Annotated in this window: 15 protein-coding genes; 2 read left to right on the top strand and 13 right to left on the bottom strand. The window is 48.7% G+C overall.

Annotated elements, in window-relative coordinates; all coding sequences use genetic code 11:
* Positions 1 to 28: 28 nt before the first annotated feature.
* Together AAIG11_RS05720 and AAIG11_RS05715 are read right to left on the bottom strand one after the other, a co-directional pair.
* Positions 29 to 628, bottom strand: a complete 600-nt coding sequence (locus AAIG11_RS05720) for a hypothetical protein (protein WP_343185276.1) — start codon at positions 626 to 628, stop codon at positions 29 to 31.
* 49 nt (positions 629 to 677) lie between these two features.
* Positions 678 to 1,283, bottom strand: a complete 606-nt coding sequence (locus AAIG11_RS05715) for a TetR/AcrR family transcriptional regulator (protein ID WP_343185275.1) — start codon at positions 1,281 to 1,283, stop codon at positions 678 to 680.
* Positions 1,284 to 1,625: 342 nt separating this feature from the next.
* Here AAIG11_RS05715 and AAIG11_RS05710 point away from each other — a divergent pair, with 342 nt between their 5' ends.
* Positions 1,626 to 3,452 (top strand): flavocytochrome c, encoded by a 1,827-nt coding sequence (locus AAIG11_RS05710; protein ID WP_343185274.1) that lies wholly within the window; start codon positions 1,626 to 1,628, stop codon positions 3,450 to 3,452.
* Positions 3,453 to 3,565: 113 nt separating this feature from the next.
* Here AAIG11_RS05710 and AAIG11_RS05705 read toward each other — a convergent pair whose 3' ends face one another.
* From AAIG11_RS05705 to AAIG11_RS05665, 9 genes are all read right to left on the bottom strand, one after another.
* Positions 3,566 to 4,528, bottom strand: a complete 963-nt coding sequence (locus AAIG11_RS05705) for an FMN-binding protein (RefSeq protein ID WP_343185273.1) — start codon at positions 4,526 to 4,528, stop codon at positions 3,566 to 3,568.
* Between the two features lie 29 nt (positions 4,529 to 4,557).
* Positions 4,558 to 5,019: a hypothetical protein gene (locus AAIG11_RS05700; protein ID WP_343185272.1), complete on the bottom strand. Its 462-nt coding sequence runs from the start codon at positions 5,017 to 5,019 to the stop codon at positions 4,558 to 4,560.
* A 57-nt stretch (positions 5,020 to 5,076) separates the two neighbouring features.
* Complete coding sequence (locus AAIG11_RS05695; protein WP_343185271.1) at positions 5,077 to 5,919, bottom strand: deoxyribonuclease IV; 843 nt, start codon at positions 5,917 to 5,919, stop codon at positions 5,077 to 5,079.
* A gap of 52 nt (positions 5,920 to 5,971) precedes the next feature.
* Positions 5,972 to 6,823 carry a pirin family protein gene (locus AAIG11_RS05690; protein ID WP_343185270.1) on the bottom strand — a complete coding sequence of 284 codons (852 nt, stop codon included), beginning with the start codon at positions 6,821 to 6,823 and terminating at the stop codon, positions 5,972 to 5,974.
* Between the two features lie 230 nt (positions 6,824 to 7,053).
* Entirely contained in the window at positions 7,054 to 7,239 is a 186-nt protein-coding gene (locus tag AAIG11_RS05685; RefSeq protein ID WP_343185269.1) for a hypothetical protein, read from the bottom strand.
* 83 nt (positions 7,240 to 7,322) lie between these two features.
* Positions 7,323 to 8,450, bottom strand: coding sequence for a response regulator (locus tag AAIG11_RS05680; protein WP_343185268.1), 1,128 nt, complete (start codon positions 8,448 to 8,450; stop codon positions 7,323 to 7,325).
* Positions 8,451 to 8,461: 11 nt separating this feature from the next.
* Positions 8,462 to 11,461 (bottom strand): ATP-binding protein, encoded by a 3,000-nt coding sequence (locus tag AAIG11_RS05675; protein WP_343185267.1) that lies wholly within the window; start codon positions 11,459 to 11,461, stop codon positions 8,462 to 8,464.
* 186 nt (positions 11,462 to 11,647) lie between these two features.
* Positions 11,648 to 12,391 (bottom strand): nucleoside phosphorylase, encoded by a 744-nt coding sequence (locus AAIG11_RS05670; protein WP_343185266.1) that lies wholly within the window; start codon positions 12,389 to 12,391, stop codon positions 11,648 to 11,650.
* A complete protein-coding gene (locus tag AAIG11_RS05665) occupies positions 12,288 to 14,324 on the bottom strand; it encodes a bifunctional diguanylate cyclase/phosphodiesterase (protein WP_343185265.1) in 2,037 nt (678 codons plus the stop codon). The genes AAIG11_RS05670 and AAIG11_RS05665 overlap by 104 nt, the downstream gene beginning before the upstream one ends.
* Here AAIG11_RS05665 and AAIG11_RS05660 point away from each other — a divergent pair.
* A complete protein-coding gene (locus tag AAIG11_RS05660; protein ID WP_343185264.1) occupies positions 14,311 to 14,574 on the top strand; it encodes a hypothetical protein in 264 nt (87 codons plus the stop codon). The two genes, AAIG11_RS05665 and AAIG11_RS05660, sit on opposite strands and share 14 nt — an antisense overlap.
* 257 nt (positions 14,575 to 14,831) lie before the next feature.
* Here the strand turns inward: AAIG11_RS05660 and AAIG11_RS05655 are convergent, their stop codons facing one another.
* Together AAIG11_RS05655 and AAIG11_RS05650 are read right to left on the bottom strand one after the other, a co-directional pair.
* Positions 14,832 to 15,680 carry a slipin family protein gene (locus AAIG11_RS05655; protein WP_343185263.1) on the bottom strand — a complete coding sequence of 283 codons (849 nt, stop codon included), beginning with the start codon at positions 15,678 to 15,680 and terminating at the stop codon, positions 14,832 to 14,834.
* An 83-nt stretch (positions 15,681 to 15,763) separates the two neighbouring features.
* The gene (locus AAIG11_RS05650; RefSeq protein WP_343185262.1) at positions 15,764 to 17,185 is read right to left on the bottom strand and encodes an NfeD family protein; all 1,422 of its coding nucleotides are present in this window, start codon (positions 17,183 to 17,185) and stop codon (positions 15,764 to 15,766) included.
* Positions 17,186 to 17,327: the final 142 nt, after the last annotated feature.

The following is a 17,327-nucleotide window of genomic DNA, read 5'->3' as shown; positions in this document are numbered from 1 at the left end:
TCTCTGCTGTGTCTGGTGATGATTGTTTTTATGATTCATTCGATCTATCCATTCCGGCATGAGCCAATACACGACCAACGCCCTGACTGAAGAGCATGATCTGGCGCTCCGAGACCAGTTCATGACCTTTGGGCATGGCCAGCACGAAGTTTCCCAGCAGCTGGTTGTCGTGAAGAAAACCCATGCTGTAAATGCTGCCGATTCCCAGCATTTTTTCAATGGTAAAGCCAATGAACTCTGGAATATGGTAGGATGAAGCTTCGTGGATGGAATCCAGACGATGCAGTTGAACTTTATTTAGTTCTTCATAAACGCCTTCCGCCAGGACCCATTCATGGCCAACCATTGGATGCCCCAGCTGGTGAATCACTGCTTCCAGTTTCTGGGGTATTCCTTCGATGCTCCGGGTCACCAGTGACATTTTCGCAGGACAATACTCCGAAAGCACCAAAATCAGGGCTCCAGTCAATCGCTTTAAATCCCGTGCCAGACAGGACCACTGAAAACTCTCAGGTTCCCAGTCAGCATAATATTCAAGCACATGGTTCAGTTCTGCATCTGTTGCGGAGGTTGTCAGGTTGACTTGATGCCACTTCACAGCATCATGATTGGGTTCAACGTGTGTCATGTCAAAAACCTTCACTTTCTCCGGTTCCCCTTGCTCGATAAGCGAACAATCATTTTCCTTCAGGAGTTTCCAGCGTTCTAAACAACCGTGACAGGTATCGGTGCATGTCAGCCACCAAGTCATACTCACCGTCATGCAGTGCCCAATGATAGACCACCCCTCTGGCGGCAACGAAAAGATAATCCACCATTTCCTCCGGCGACAGATCTGTGGCCAGTTCCCCGGTTTCCTGGCCCCGGGTAATGATTTCTGCCAGATACACCTGCAGGTATCGGCCTTTCACCCGAAACAAGTTGTTCTGAACTTCATAAAGCTTTTTGACAAATCCCAGACCCTGCTCCACTGTATAGTGAGCATAAGCATCAAAAAAAGTGAGAACTTGGGCACGAATCCCTGATACCCTGAGTTCAGCAATCTGCGGTGTCACCACCTCCCTGAAATAATCATCAATATCCGCGAAAATTTTCTCCAGCACTGCATATTTGGTCGGATAATAGTAATAATATGTTCCTACCGAAATACCTGCTTCACGACAAATGTCTGTCACTGTGATTTCCCGAAACCCTCTCTGCTCAAATAGACGCGTGGCTGTTTCAAGGATTTTCTGCTTTGTTTCAATCGCCTGTTTTTGCCTGTTTGTCAAGTCCTTTCCCATCAAATCTCTCCAGTCTTATGGGTTCTGTTCCCGTTTTTTCTCAGCGCTGTGCAACAATGCGTGTGTAAACCTTCCTCTTTCCGGTTATTAAGGTTCATTATATCAATTCATTCAGAGAATGAAAAGTACTGGCACTCACCCATTATCAGATCATTGTCATGGCACCTCTCAGTTGCATCCTTCTGATCTCTTTAATCAGCCTCCATTTGTTGTTTTTGAGGATACTCTTTTTTTGCAAAACATGTTTCATCTGTTGACAATGTCTTAACAATATCGTAGAATGGTCTAGGTCATTGAGTACATTCAGTGACTACATTCTAAAAGTTTGAAAGGGGTAATTTGATGAATCGCTTGACACATTTTAAGAAAGGCTTGGCTTTGCTGCTTGCATTATTCATGGTGTTAAGTCTGGCTGCCTGCCAGCCAACCACCACAGAAGCACCTGCTGCACCAGTTGATGAGTCTGTTGATGCATTGTTTCAGGCAGGTACCTACACAGCGACTGTTGACGGACACAACGGTGATCTCACTGTTGAAGTCACTGTCACCGCTGATGAAATTGTCAGCATTGAAACAACCGACCACAAAGAGAGTGCCGGCATCACTGATCTTGTTTTCGAAAGAATTCCTGCTGCGATTCTCTCCCAGCAAAACCTGGCAGTTGACGCTGTTTCTGGCGCAACCGTTACCAGTGACGCTCTGATTTCAGCCATTATCAATGCATTGGAGCAGGCCGGCGCAGATATTGCTGCCCTTCAAAGCGGTGCTGGCAGTGCTGCAGCTACCGGTGAAGCCGTTTCCTACGATGCTGATGTGGTGGTCATTGGTGGTGGCGGTGCCGGTCTGGCCGCGGCTGTCACTGCACATCAAAATGGTGCCAGTGTTATTATCATCGAAAAAATGCCCCGCCTGGGTGGTAACACCATTCTTTCCGGTGGTGCATTCAACGCTGTTGATCCCGGCAGACAGGAAGCTCAGGGAATCGAAGATTCCATTGACAAGCATTTTCAGCAAACCTTCGACGGCGGCGACCAGGTGGGTAATCCTGAACTGGTTCGTGTGCTGGTGGAAAACGCCTATCCGGCCATTGAATGGCTGGAAAGCCTGGGCATGAAGTTCAATGATGAGGTGTTTACTGTTCTTGGCGGCCTGTGGCCCCGTGCACACAAACCTTCCACACCATTGGGCACCGGCTTCATTGACACTTACTCCAACTACATTAATGCCCATGATGGTATTGAAGTGCTGCTGGATACCGAAGCCACCGAGCTTATTGTTGAAAACGGTCGTGTCACTGGTGTTATCGCCAAACATTTCAACGACGATGTTACCTTGAACGCCTCCAAGGGTGTTGTCATGGCTTCCGGCGGATTTGGAGTGAACTCAGAAATGCGTGATCGCTTCAACGAAGACTGGCCTGCACTGACCAACCTGAAGAGCACCAATCACCCCGGCGCCACCGGCGATGGTCTGGTTATGGCTGAAGCCATCGGAGCCAGCCTTATCGGCATGAAAGACATTCAGCTGCTTCCCCTGGGCGATCCCAACAGCGGAAGTCTCAGCGGCAACATTGAGCAGGGTGTTGAAAACCGTATCTTCGTCAATAAAGAAGGGAACCGTTTTGTTGATGAAGGAGCACGACGCGATGTGATGACTCTGGCACTGATGGAACAGACAGATTCTTATCTTTACGTTGTATTAGACAGCACCAACTACCCTGACCCCGAAACTCAAAAGAATAATTTTAACGAAACCATTAATGAACTGATTGATCAGGGCCGTGCATTCAAAGGCGACACCCTGGAAGAACTGGCAGCCGCCATTAACGTGGATCCTGCCAGTCTGGTTCAGGCCGTTGAATCATTTAACGAAGCTGTTGAAAAAGGCGGCCCCGACGAGTTTGGCCGCACCCTTTTTGACCGAAAAATTGAACAGGCACCTTTCTATGCAGGTCCCCGCGTACCCACCGTTCACCATACCATGGGTGGTATTGAAATCAACACCCTGGCACAGGTACTTGATACTGACGGCAATGTGATTCCCGGCTTCTACGCTGCCGGCGAAGTCACTGGCGGTATTCATGGTGCCAACCGACTTGGCGGCAACGCCCTGGCAGATATTGCCGTCTTTGGCAGAATCGCCGGTGAAAATGTTGCCAACGAGCAGTAATTACCTTTTGCTTACATCCTCCTTTCTTATATTTTGGTAAGATAACAGCACAAAACCGGAAGCCGCTGCAAGGCACTTCCGGTTTTGTGCTGTTGTTGATCATACCCGTGGAATCATTGGCCGGATCGGTTCACCGGCATGGCATAATCGTATATTTTCCATAAGTCTTCATTCTCACGGTGCCCCACAAGGAAATTGCGAAGGTATCGCCCAGTGCCCCACTGGGGGCCACCGGTGTCATCGGAAAGCACCTGTTCGTAATCCACATTGATCACTTCAAAGTCGACCAGCTGGTACTGTTTTACCAGATCCATCACACCATCATAATAATAGTCATTGCAGGCTCCATTGGCCAACAGCCCCTCATTGTATTCTTTGGCGCTCAGGGTATCCACATGGTACAATGTAACCGCTTTCATGTAACGGCCTTCTTCCAGTGCCAGCTTCCGTTCATTTTCAATACTGACGGTATGTGGCTCAATATCAGCTAAAAGCTTATATTTTTCATCAAAGTCAAAGGTGACTGAGCTGATGAAATCGCGCACCACCACTTCTTCTGCAACTGATTTGGGTAGTCGAACCAGTTCCAGTTCCCGGCCTTCCACTTCCACCCGATGTGGCCCTTCGTACTGGTATTCTTTTGAAATATGAGTCACCGGCGGTGATTTTAAAGCCGTTTCAATGGCTTGAAGAATCACTTTGCTGCTGTTGGTGGCTCCCGACACCAGATCCACCTGGGTGGTTTGGAACGCCATGACCTGACCAGGAATCACATTGGCCGCTTCTCCCCGGTCATGCTGATGACTAAATTCCAGACCGGTGATACGGTGGTTTTCCACCGTCACCCTGGCAGTCGCAGAGATCCAGGTGATGGTTTTCTCCCCTTCATAAATGCCGTCTTCCAGGGTTTTTAAGTCGACGCCTGTCAGTTCAATGGCTGCCACTTCCTGGCGATACTGACGAAGCTGGAACCACCGTTCCCCCCAGATGACACCCGATGCCAGAAATACTATCAGCAGAATACCAATGATAAGCCCCTTTTTCTTCTTAAGTTTGGAAACATTTATCGATTTCATTTAACCTACCCTTTCTGCCTGGCAAGCCATTAGGCACCTGCTGCCTGTCGTTGTCGCAGCTTTCGGGAATAAAACAGGAAGATGGGCAGTGGTATGGCAATCCAGCCCAAGCTTTTAACAAGGGAATTTTTGGCCCGTACCACCTGTCGCTCTGTCTCAGCTATCACCATGGCATCGTACTTTTCCCGAATTTCTTCTTCGCTCAGCTGAGCCATCACTTCACCATCTTCTTTCAGTTCCCGTTCAATTCCCCACCGTCGGTAATCTTCATAGCTCTGGTAGTAGGGAGCCGGCGCCACCATGTCTGCCATTGCCATGAACGCCGCCACGCTGCCGCCAATGGTCATCATTAATGTTGCAAACAAAACCACATAGATGTACACATTTCGAATCATGTCTTCGCCTCCCTGATGTGAACCGCTTCTCGCACCGGCAATCACCAGCACAACAATCGCCAGCAGTGCCAGTGGAATTAATAAAGAAATCACCATCTGCTTTCGCCTCCTTTATGTTGACAATGATACAGACGGTTCACCGAAAGATTTGTTTCACAGAAGGAACTTGGCTGCAGCTGCTTTCAGTTTCCTGATTTCTTCCTGATGCACTGGAAGCTCATTGGGTGTTTCCAGGTTAAAGGGAAGATGCCGCAAACGTGGATGGGTCATTACATTCACCAGTGCCTCAAGTCCCAGACTCCCTTCACCAATGGTGGCGTGACGGTCTTTTCGGGAGTTAAAGGGCACCAGGCTGTCGTTGAGATGAAAGGCCTTCAGTCGCTCCAGGCCAATGAGACTGTCTGCATGATCCAGCACCTTATCCAGATCAGTGACAATATCGTACCCGGCGGAGTAGAGGTGACAGCTATCCAGGCAGATGCCCAGCCGCCGGTTGTTTTTCACCCCGTCAATGATCATCTTGAGTTCTTCGAAGGCACTTCCCACTTCAGACCCTTTTCCTGACATGCCTTCCAGCAATATCCAGTTTTCTGTTTCTGAAGTCAACAGTTCATTGAGGGATTCCACAATCAGGGCGATGCCGGTTTCTACCCCCTGATCCACATGGGAACCGGGATGAAAAACATACACGCTTTCCGGCAGTTGTTTCAGACGTTCCAAGTCATCCTGAAAAATCATTCGGGAAAAAGCCCGGGTTTCCGGTTTGTTGGAGCACAGATTCATGGTATAGGCCCCATGGGCAACCAATGGCCCAAATTGGTGGGTATTCATGAGGGTTTTTAGCTGCTTCACATCTATTTCATCAATCCCCTTGGCTTTCCCACCCCGAGGATTTCTGGTGAAAAACTGAAAGGTATTGGCACCTATGGAAACCGCGTCCAACCCTGCCTGGTAAAATCCTTTTGCGATGGAAAGGTGACATCCGATGGTGATCATAGTACTCCTCCTGCCAGCATGCTTTCTGCCTCGACGTATATTCGATGATATTCTAAATCCGTTCTTTAATGAAGGTACCTTCGTCCAGATCCTGAAAAGCCTGATCCAGTTCTTCGCTTGTGTTCATGACAATGGGGCCTCCCCAGGCAATGGGTTCGTTGAGCCGCGGGCCCGAAAGAAGAATGAACCGCAACGGTTTCTCTCCTGTGGTGACTTTCAGCTGTCTGCCGTCCTCAAAAAGCAGGGTGGTTTTGGCGCCGGTGTTTTCGCCGGAATCCGGATCAAAACACCCTTCCCCTGAAAAGATATAGGTGTAAAGGGTGTTATCAGGCTCTGTATCCAACACCCAGATGCTTTGGGGGGGCATGGTCACATCAATGAACCGGGGCTTAATGTATCTGCCTTCAAAGGCTCCACTGGTTCCCCGGTAATCACCGGCAATAACCCGCACGTCACATCCCTGGTCTTCCAACAGGGGCACGTTTTTTGACAGAATATCCCCGTAGGCGGGAGTGGTCATTTTGTCCTTCGCCGGCAGATTCAACCAAATCTGCACCCCCACCATGCGTCCCGGCGGCTGGGGCATTTCCTGGTGAATAATACCGCTGCCGGCAGTCATCCACTGACAGTCCCCATCATAAATGTTGCCTTTGTTCCCCAGACTGTCACCATGTTCCACGTTTCCTTCCAACAAATAAGTAATGGTTTCAATTCCCCGGTGGGGATGCCAGGGAAACCCTTTCACATACTCCTCCGGCTTGTCATTGTCAAAGGCATCCATCATCAGAAACGGATCAAAGTCAGCGGCATCCCGGTTGCTGAAAACCCGCACCAGCTTCACGCCGGCACCATCGCTGGCATCTCTTCCCCTGACTACTTTTTTGACACTTCGATATGGATTCATTACAGCGCCTCCCTCAGGCTATCGACAATTTCTACTTCCGCACATTCTTTCTGTTTCATACCCGTTGTTACTGAGTTTAACCTGACTCTCAGCAGTCTCATCTACCACTATGAACCTCTCGTAAAACAAAACCTCTGTTTCCCGGAGGAACAGAGGTTCAAAAATCTTTTTCATGAAGAACGCGTATAACACCCGTCAATTGATGCACCCGTTTCTTCTGGTCTTAGAGACTATCCAACAAAAATCATCACCAGTCGGACAAACAGGTTGACGCAGGCAATAATCAAATCTGACAGCCAGCCGGCCGCCTCTGTCGTCGAATTGGTCGCGGCACTTACCGGGTTCATCGCTAACATTATGCTCACTGTTGTGATCAACATACCAACGGATCGGCGCTTCACCACATTGCATTTCATCTTCATTCTCCTTTTCTTTCCCTATATCACCATGCTTCCATTTCATTCTATCATACTTGAAGCAGTCTAAACAAAAACTAAACTCATTTTTCCTGTTTTACATGAAAACAGGCTATTTTATCCCGTAACGACTGGCTGGGTGTTTCTCCCAAATCCTGGAGGAAAAGTTCTTTCACATACTGGTAGTGTGCCCTGACTGCCGGCCAGTTATCCTGCATGATGAATATATCCATGAGTTTTTCATGGTTCTTTTCTTCATAAGGGTCTACCTGCAGGAGGCGTCGCAGGGTCTGTGCCGCTTCCTGCAGTTCTTTCTTTTCCAGCAGGTCGTCAACAAGTCTCTGAAGCGCTTCCAAATACTCCTGTTCGTAACGAGTGCGCTTTTCTTCTGCCCAGGGGTAATCATCTTCCTCGCAATAGGCCCCCTGGTAAATAGCCGCCATTCTTTTGTTGGATTCCAACTGGTTTTCTGTGGCTTCCATCAGCTGCTTTTGTTGTTCAAAGGCTGCCTCATCACTGTCAACCAGGTCCATTCGAAGTCGATAGGCACCATTCAAACGCTCAAAACAGTTGGCCAGATTTCTTTCTTTCAGCGACTCCCGAAGATAATAACTGGTGGCGTGAAAATTTTTCACTGCCCGGTCCAGGTCCATTTCAGGCCAGAGGGTATCCAAAATCACGTCCCGGGACACTGGTTTTCCCTGGTGATGGTGCAAAAAAGCCAGCAGTTCTCTGGCCTTCGCCGTTCGCCAATTGAAATATGCCGGTGAATCTTCACCGGTATGGCACCGAAACCGGCCGAAGCTGCGAATGGATAAAACTGGCGGCCTCTCAGGAGGTTTGTGTGTTTCACGTCTCAGCCGGATCAACTCCAGCTGACGAGCCACTTCTTCAAGTGAAACAGGTTTCAGCAGGTATCCAATGGCGTGGGCCCGATAGGCTTCCAGTGCATAGTGATCATGAGCTGTCACCATCACCACATCCAGCATCGGGTTCACCTCCTGTAATTTCTCTGTCAGTTCCAGTCCGTTCATGCCGGGCATTTCAATATCGATAAACGCCACCGCAGCTCCATCAATCGCTGCATTTTTCAGCGCTTCCTCCGGATTCGTGTAAGCCGCCGCCAGCGTGACCATCCCCGTTTTTGCCAGTAGTCCGCTGAAACGCTTCACAGACATGGGTTCATCATCCACGATAATGACTTTTAGCATCTGCTCACTCCTCACTGTCTTGGAATCAGAAAACGAATGCATGTGCCTTTTTCTGGGTGGCTGCTCGCCTGAAGACCCTGCCCATAAAGGCGTTTTAACCGGGTTTGAATGTTGCAGAGCCCCACACTTTTTCCGCATAGCGACTGATTCATGGCCTGGTGCAAGACCCGAATGTCAACACCGACACCATTGTCACTGACTTCCACCAAATAACCCGATACCTGCTCCATCACCTTGACAGATACTTCTCCCCCTTCCCGCCGGGGACAGATTCCATGACGAATGGCATTTTCTACCAAAGGCTGAATCACCAGAGGGGGTAGTCGCAGGCTGGCTGCTTCTTCAATTTGATAGGTCACTGCCACCTGGGGAAACCGGGCCTGTTCAATTTCTGCGTATGCCTTTGTCAATTGCAGCTCCTGCTCCAGAGTGATGGTTTGCTGTAAATTATCGAAGGCAAGGCTGCCTCTGAGATAAGTGGAGAGGGATAAAATCAGCCTCCCGGCTTTTTCACTTTCCACTTCACAATAAGCAGCGATGGTGTTCAGTGCATTATAAAGAAAATGAGGCTTGATCTGTGCTTGAAGAAACGCAATTTCTGCCACCATGGCTTTTTCCACCGATTTTTTCAAATGCAGCAGGGTTTCAACCCGAGCCAGTAACTCCGATTCTTCAAATGGCTTGTGTAAAAAGTCGTTGCCTCCCACTTTGAATCCCTGATTTAACTCTGTTTCGCCGTAACGAGCCGTCAAAAAAATCACTGGCAGTTCAAAGGAAGTGAATCTTTCCCGGATTTTATGGCAAAGCTCATACCCATTCATGCGGGGCATCATAATATCAATAATGCACAGATCTGGTCTATTCGGCCCTTTCAAAAGCTCCAGTGCCCGGTGACCGCTTTCAGCTGCCACGACACTCATTTTTTTCAAAGCCAGTATGTTCATAAGCGACTGCCGGTTCACCGGTTCGTCGTCCACCACCAGCACTGTGAACTCACTCTGTTGAATGTGAGCTGTTTCAGAACCAGTCAGGGGTTCCACGTAGAAGTCGGTCATATTCTCCTGCTCTGTTATAGCCGCATAATCAACCGGATGTCCCAACCGTTCCTGCGATTCCTGTCGTCGTGCCAATGGCAGTGTAAAGGTGAATGCACTGCCTTGACCAACCACGGAACACACCTGAATCGTGCCGCCGTGAAGCTCCACCAGTTGACGGGTAATGGGCAGTCCCAGCCCGGTACCGCTGTATTCTCTCTCCGGTGATAACCCTGCCTGCTCATAATACTCAAATAGATTGTCCTGTCGTTCTTCCGGAATGCCAATGCCTGTATCTGCCACTGTCAACTTCATCATGTCATCCTGCTGTTGGCCGGTAACGGTGATGCTTCCCTTTTCAGTATAGCGAAGGGCATTGCCGATGAGATTGAAGAAGATTTGGCTCAGGCGATTTTCATCCGCCAATACCATTTGGCTGTGGGGAGATATCTGATTCACCAGTTGAATTCCCCGGTGTTCTGCCTGATGGCGAAAAAGATCCATTACCAGGCGGATACTGCTGTGAAGGTCAACGGGCCGCAAATGGAGTCGTAAATCATGGTGCCGAATACGGGAAAAATCCAGAATATCATTCACCAGGGCCGCCAGTCGCCTGGCGCTGAGACGTACCAGCAATAAGTTTTGTCGCTGATCAGATGTCATGGAGCCGCCGATCCCTTTCAAAAGGGATTCCACAATGCTGATGATTCCATTAAGGGGTGTTCGCAATTCGTGGGATGTGTTGGCCAGAAACTCATCTTTCAACTTGTCCAGCCGGCGGTTCTTTTCTTCTGCTTCACGACGTTCAGTGATATCTGTGACAAAGCATTCCAGGGCGTTCACCCTGCCAATGTCATCCAGAATTACCCGCCCCTGCTCCCATACCCACTTCGTCTCACCTTCAGCGGTAATAATGGGGTATTCGCTTCGAAAAGCCTTTTGTTCCCGCATCATCTGAAGCCATTTATCCCAAAGTTTTTCCCGGTACTCCGGCAGAACGATTCCCCTGGGTAAAATCAGCTCTTTCAACGACTGATTGGTTCCTTTCAGCGAATGCGCAGGATAACCCGTCAGATCAAAACATCCCTCCGAAATGTAGGTCATCTGCCAGGTATCCTGAATATATTCGCATCGATATGCCATTCCCGGCAGGTTGGACAGGAGGACTGATTTGCTCCGTTCACTGACTTTCAGCGCTTCAATGGCTTCCTGCTGGGCCGTGACATCCCGGTGGGTGCCAATGGCTCGCATCGGCTCACCTTTTTCTGACCATTCAACAGGTTTTCCTACGGAAGAAAACCATCGGAAAGTGCCATCCCGGCACCGCATCCGAAAAAGGACACTGAACTGCGGCGTTTTCCCTGTCGAAAAACACTGAAATTGTTCCACTATCTTCTCCCGGTCATCCGCATGTACATAGGTCAGAAAGCCTTCGAGGCTGAGGTCTATCTCATGACGCTGGTATCCCAGCCGCTCCAGCCAGTTATCGGTGACATCAGTATCATCTGACTTCAGATCCCAATCCCAGACACCATCGCCGCTATTCTCCAGGGCAATCTGAAACCGTTCTTCACTGGCCTTCAACTGCTGGGCTGCCTGCTGTTTTTCCGTGATGTCCTCCACAATGGCCACCACTTCCCAACTGCCCTTTTGTGGTTCGCCGGTCGGCGCAAAAAGAACCCGCAGGAAGCGGGACTTTCCACCTGCCACCGAGGTATATGCGCCTTCGAAAGAGGCCATGTTGCCTGCCATTGCCTGTCGAACCGCTGACACATAAGCACTGTTCTCCAAGGTAAGGGCGTTGATGCCCAGCACCTTTTCCTTTGGCGCTCCCACAATGTTTCCCAGTTGATCGTTGCAGTCTGTCACCACCCCCTGATGGTTTAGATGGAACATCCCCAAGGGTGCGTGTTCAAACATCAGCCGGTATTTATTCAGTTCTTCCTTCAGTTGATGGATTTGCTGTGATGCATTCACCTGAGAAGCTCCTTCCAAACAAGACCACCCATTTTTCCGACTCTTTTGATAATGATGTCTCCATTATACCAGACACCACCGGATGTGAAACCATAAAAAAACAGCCAGCATTAGATTTTGGCTGTTATTTTATGGTTTCACAAAACGCTTTCTTTAACGCCCCTTGCTTCTACAGCGTATAAGCTTTTATGGCTTACTATCTTCACAGGAATGGTACAGGGCCTCCAGCGCCACCTGTATTTCTCTTTTTTCACCTTCAGCAGCTGCGGTTGTTTCATCCACATACTCGCCCACGCCTTCTTTCACATCACCCTCATAAAGCACCACGTTATTGAGAATGGCCGCTGCTTCAACGCCTCGGAGCCGGGCAACTGTCAGCACTGCTGCTGTTTCCATATCTGAACCCAACACGCCTTTCCGGTTCCATTGGGCCATAATGGCTGCTTCTTCATCGATATAGAAAGAATCATGACTGCGTACCAGACCGCTGTGCCATGGAATGGCCAACTTAAAGCAGGCGTCTTCCAATGCCAGGGTCAGCCTGGGAGAAGCCACCGCCGGATAAGCTTCCGGAACGTACATGCGAGAAGCACCGTCTTCCCGCACGGCCCCCTGGGCGATGATCAGATCTCCAATGGCAATTCCCGCCTGAACGGCACCGGCGCTGCCGATGCGAATCATGGTACGCACACCGCAAGCTGCCAGTTCTTCAACGGCAATGGCAGCAGAAGCGCCGCCTATACCGGTGGAGGTGACTGTTACCGGCATCCCCCGGTAGGTGCCGGTAATGGTGCGAAACTCCCGGTTAAAAGCGATCTCTTTCCATTCATCCAGAAAATCCGCCACCCGCAATACCCGGGCCGGATCTCCCGGCAGAAGCACCTGGGGTGCCACCTGGTCTGGCTGGCAAAGAATATGGGGTTGTTTCATTGAGTTGGCCTCCTTCATTATTGATCTTGTTGCCAGATGATTTCTCCAAACTAAACATTTCCATAAGTTTCTCGAGTGGTGCTGGTTTGCAAAAATAGTAACCTTGATACAAATCGATCATAAAGCCCTCAATCATTTCCATCTGTTCTTTTTTCTCAACACCTTCAACCACAACCCGGATACCAAAGCTGTTAAACAGTTCAGCTGTTTTTTTCATGATGGCATACGTTTTTGGGTTCTCAATATCCGCAATAAATGATTTGTCAAACTTGACTTCATCGATTTCATGTTCAGATATGCGAAACAGCGAAGAATACCCTGCACCAAAGTCATCGATCGATAATTGAAAGCCCATTTTTCTGAGAGCATTCAAAGTGAGCTTCACTTTTTCAATATCGTTGAAAAGACTTGTTTCAGTAATTTCAAACACGATTCTTTGAGGCTCTAAAGCATGCATCTCTTTCTTATCTGTCACATACTCAATAAATGCATCCTCCACCAATTGATCCGCAGACAGATTAATCGCAACGGTTCGCCCAGAAAAGAAAGCATGCTCTGAAACATCCCTGAAAACAGTATCAATCACCTGCCATGTAATGGGCCCCATCAACCCCTTTTTCTCCGCTAAAGGGATGAAATCATTTGGTGCCACAAAAGTTTCGCCATCCTTCCATCGAATGAGGGCTTCAAAAGAGTTGATTTTAAGCTTTTTGTTGTCATACTGTGGTTGGTAGAATACCTGGAAACGTTTCTTTTCAATGGCTTCCAGCAGTTTTATCTCCAGCGAAGTGGCGAATCTTTCTTTTTCATGATCATCTGAATGGTAATGGTAGATTGACGTGCTGGTATTTTGGGCCATTGACGATGCCGTTTCCAAAGCTCCATACAAGTCAGTACAGCAGTTTTCTGATGAAAAGATCTCATCTTTGGTTAAATGATACAGACCCATATAGGTTCTGATTGCCACCCCCTGAAACTTCATTGATTCGATGGTCGATTGAGTGGCCATGGCAAGTTTAGTTGCTTCTTCAAAACACTTGGTTTTGAAAATAATGATCAACTTGTCGGAATAGTATCTGTAAATGCTTGTGTTGGTGGAATTAATCTCCAGTAACACCCTTGCCAGTTCCTGTAAGATCTGGTTTCCCCGGGCAAAACCCAGGAGTTTGTTATAACTCATAAAATCCCGAATATTTAACAGTCCCACATAACAGTTATCACCATTTTCCAAAACAGCCTCTTCAAACGCATTTCTGTTGGGAATACCAACCACTGCATCTTGATAGATGGCTTCTTTAAGTTTTCTGTTTTTACTTTTAATGGTTTGCTCCTGTTCTGTCAGCACACACATTTTGTGATTCAACTCTTCGTGATAATGCGAGATGTAAAATACAAAAAAACCCAGCATAACAAAAGTAAGCAGCCCCATATTAAAGGTGTTGAAAAACAAGGGTTCAAAATAATAGGAAAGTACCACTGCAGCAACAACAGAGCTGCTGGCAATAACCATAAAGTACAGGCCCACATTACTCCTCATTTTCAGTTTAAAGAAGCTCTTATGTAAAAAACCGCCGGCTGTTACCATAAAAATAATGGTGGAAATATAGTACAGTATGTCAAACCGATGCACCGGAATCACCGCAATAAACGCTGTCGCACCTGCAAACAGTTCTTTTCTTCTGCTATAGAAGTAAGAATGATTTCGGTGACTAATGAGAAGCACGGAAAAAACCACGACCATCACCAGGATGACCATCGAAGTAATCACCTGATATCTTGGTGAACTGTGAACACCCAGAAAGGTGTTAAGAAGAATACCCTTCATGAGTACCGAGGCTGTGATCAGAACAGAAAATGATGCCACCCCAATGATTTTTTGAATGAAATCATTGGCTGATTGACTGTCTTCAAGTATTTGCATGGATACGTACATATATATGCTTATTGAAATAAGAATTGCCGCTATCAATAAATATTGGAAATGTAACAGCACGTTTCATCCTCCTACTGGCTCACTCCTGCATTTGCCCAGTATTATTCAGATTATTCTTTATTGTGTGTTGAGAGAAACGTTAGATTCATTGTTGTTTTTGGAAGAAAAAGTGCTTAGATCGCTGGAAAAGGAGAATGCCTTGATGACGGGTTTGGCAAACACATTTATTGAACAATCTCTGATTGCATAAGAATAGTGATGTTCCTGTTTTTAATAACCTATATTGTATCACAGATTATGGTGTTTTATCAAAAACTTCAACATCACTCCCTCCTTTTTTACGTTTGATAAACACGTCGATTCACCTTTTTCACAATGAATCAACCTACTTAACCCCATCATGGCACCACCAAAAAAGACACCCGATCAACAGCGCTTCATGCAACAGTCGCTGTTGATCGAGTGATTTGGACTACTCATTCAAATTCTACTCATTCAAATTATGCCTTACACTTCTTCATCTGCCGCCCAGGTTTCTTCCCAGGCCCCGGTGGTTTCAGGTTTCTTTTCTTCCCGTTTGACTACCGGAGGTTCAGTCCATTTGGTGAGTAAGTGACTCAGCTCCATGGGGATGGGAAACAGGATGGTGTTGCTTTCCTGGTTGGCAGATTCACTGATGGTACGCAGCATCCGCAGTGTCATGGCACCGTTGACACGGGTGAGGATTTCGGTGGCTTCCGCAATCTTCTTCGCCGCCTGTTTTTCACCATCTGCCTGAATGACCACCGCCCGGCGATCCCGCTCTGCTTCAGCCTGGCGGGCAATGGCTCGCTGCATTTCCACGGGAATGATGACATCCCTTATTTCCACCGCAGTGACTTTAATGCCCCAGGGATCTGTGGCAGAATCAACGATTTCCTGAATTCTCCGGTTTAGCCGATCCCGCTCTGAAAGCAGTTCATCCAGGTCTGCCTGCCCCACCACGCTGCGCATGGTTGTCTGAGCAAACTGACTGGTGGCTTCGTGATACTTTTCCACATTGATGACAGCTTTATCCGGCTCGGTCACCCGGTAGTAAAGCACTGCGTTCACTTTGCAGGTAACATTATCTTTTGTGATAACTTCCTGGGGCGGTACGTTATCCACCACGATACGAAGGGGCACTCGAATCACTTTGTCGATGAATGGTATGACAAGAATAAGCCCCGGCCCTTTCACCGCCACCAGACGACCCAGTCGAAAAAGAACGCCTCTTTCATATTCAGGAAAAACTTTCACCGCCATTTTCAACAATGCTGCCAATGCCACGAAAACACCCGCCAGGGGCACCAGGTTTTCTATCCATCGAAATAACATGGTAACGCCTCCTCTTCATAACCCGTCAATGAACTCCAGTTTCTTCCAAGTGTTCCATTTGTTTCTGAAGGAAAATCTTTATTTTATTCTTTCTCTTCTGTTGCCGTCGCTTCAGCATCCATCTCAGGCGCAGCATCCGCCATTTCTGCTATTGAACCATTCGCCAAGGCCTCTACCGGCTCCACCAGGCACACCAGTTGTTGTCGTTCCAGCACCCGTACCCGGGTACCTTCAGGCAACACCTCATTGTTCCGGGTTTTCGCCTTCCACAGCTCGCCTCTGATTTGAATCATTCCTTCCGGCTGAAGTGGCGTAACGGCCACACCTGTTTCCTGGGAAAATTCCTGGTTCCCCATTTTCACCGGCAACCGCCGCAGGCGCATGAGGCCTCCCAGCAGCACCACAAGGAAGACGGCTCCCACAGCACCAACGCCAATGGCCATCATACGGAACTGTGCCAGCCACCGCCGGGCCACCAGCGGTTCCACGGGAAGATACAGAATTCCCAGCACCAGGCTGATGACTCCGCCTGTTCCCAGCACCCCATAAGTGGGGGTGAGGGCTTCGGCCACCAGCAGCCCCAGCCCCAGAAAAATCAGCAACATGGCAAAAAGATTGATCTCAAACATGCCCAGCCCGTAAAGGGCCAGCACCAGCGCGATGGCTCCCATCACCTCCGGCACAAAGGTGCCCGGATTGCCGAAACCAATGATAAGGCCATACACCCCTAACAGCAGTAAGATAAAGGTGATCTGAGGGTTGCTGATGAGGTGGGTCATCTTTTCTGTCAGTGATTTTTCAATCGATTCCACCACTGCACCGGCAGTGTTCAGCATCACGGTTTCTCCGGCAATGGTGACTGTCTTTCCGTCTGTTTCTTCCAACAGATTGACAAGGCTCACCGCCGTCAGATCAATTACCCCTTCTTCCAGCGCTTCCCGTGTGCTCAGGGTCAGGTTTTCTGTGACAAATCGCTCAGCCACATCACCGGGCCGATTCCGGGATTCTGCAATACTGCGAATATGACCGGCAAGGAACAACACGGTTTTATCATCGGCAGTTTGCGTGCCTTCCTCTCCAGGGTTCAGTGTCACCGGCATGGCTGCACCGGTGGTGGAACCCGGCGTCATGGCGGCCACATCACCTCCCAGGAGGATAAAGGCTCCTGCCGAGGCTGCAATGGCTCCCTGGGGTGACACATAGGTGATCACCGGCACCCGGGATTCTGCCATGAGGCTGACGATATCCAGCGTGGCGTCCACCAGGCCACCGGGAGTATTGAGCAGAATCACAAGTGCATCTGCCTGCCGGTCCTCCGCCTCCTGTATGCCCCGCCTGATTTGTGCCGTGGTGCCGGCGGTAATCATGTCATCCACCTGAATGGTCAATACCACAGGAATCTCCGACTGGGCCCGAACAGCCTGAACCGGAAAAAAGAGCAGCAAGGCCACCAACCACAATGGCAGCCATTGGCGCAATTTTAGCCTTTTTGCTCTTTCAGTCATATTTCCTTTTCTCTTCCCTTTCTGTTGGTCATGCCTGAGACAATGCATCAGTAGCATGTGCTTCACCTGCTTTCTTCAACCACAAATGAATGGGCATCACTGATTGGTTAATACCCACGCATTTTCAACAACGCCCTTAACT

The organism is Anoxynatronum sibiricum (assembly GCF_039414295.1).
Classification (GTDB): Bacteria; Bacillota; Clostridia; order Peptostreptococcales; family Tindalliaceae; genus Anoxynatronum; species Anoxynatronum sibiricum.
The sequence above is the reverse complement of the archived record's forward strand: the minus strand, read 5'-3'. Positions and strand labels throughout refer to the sequence as shown.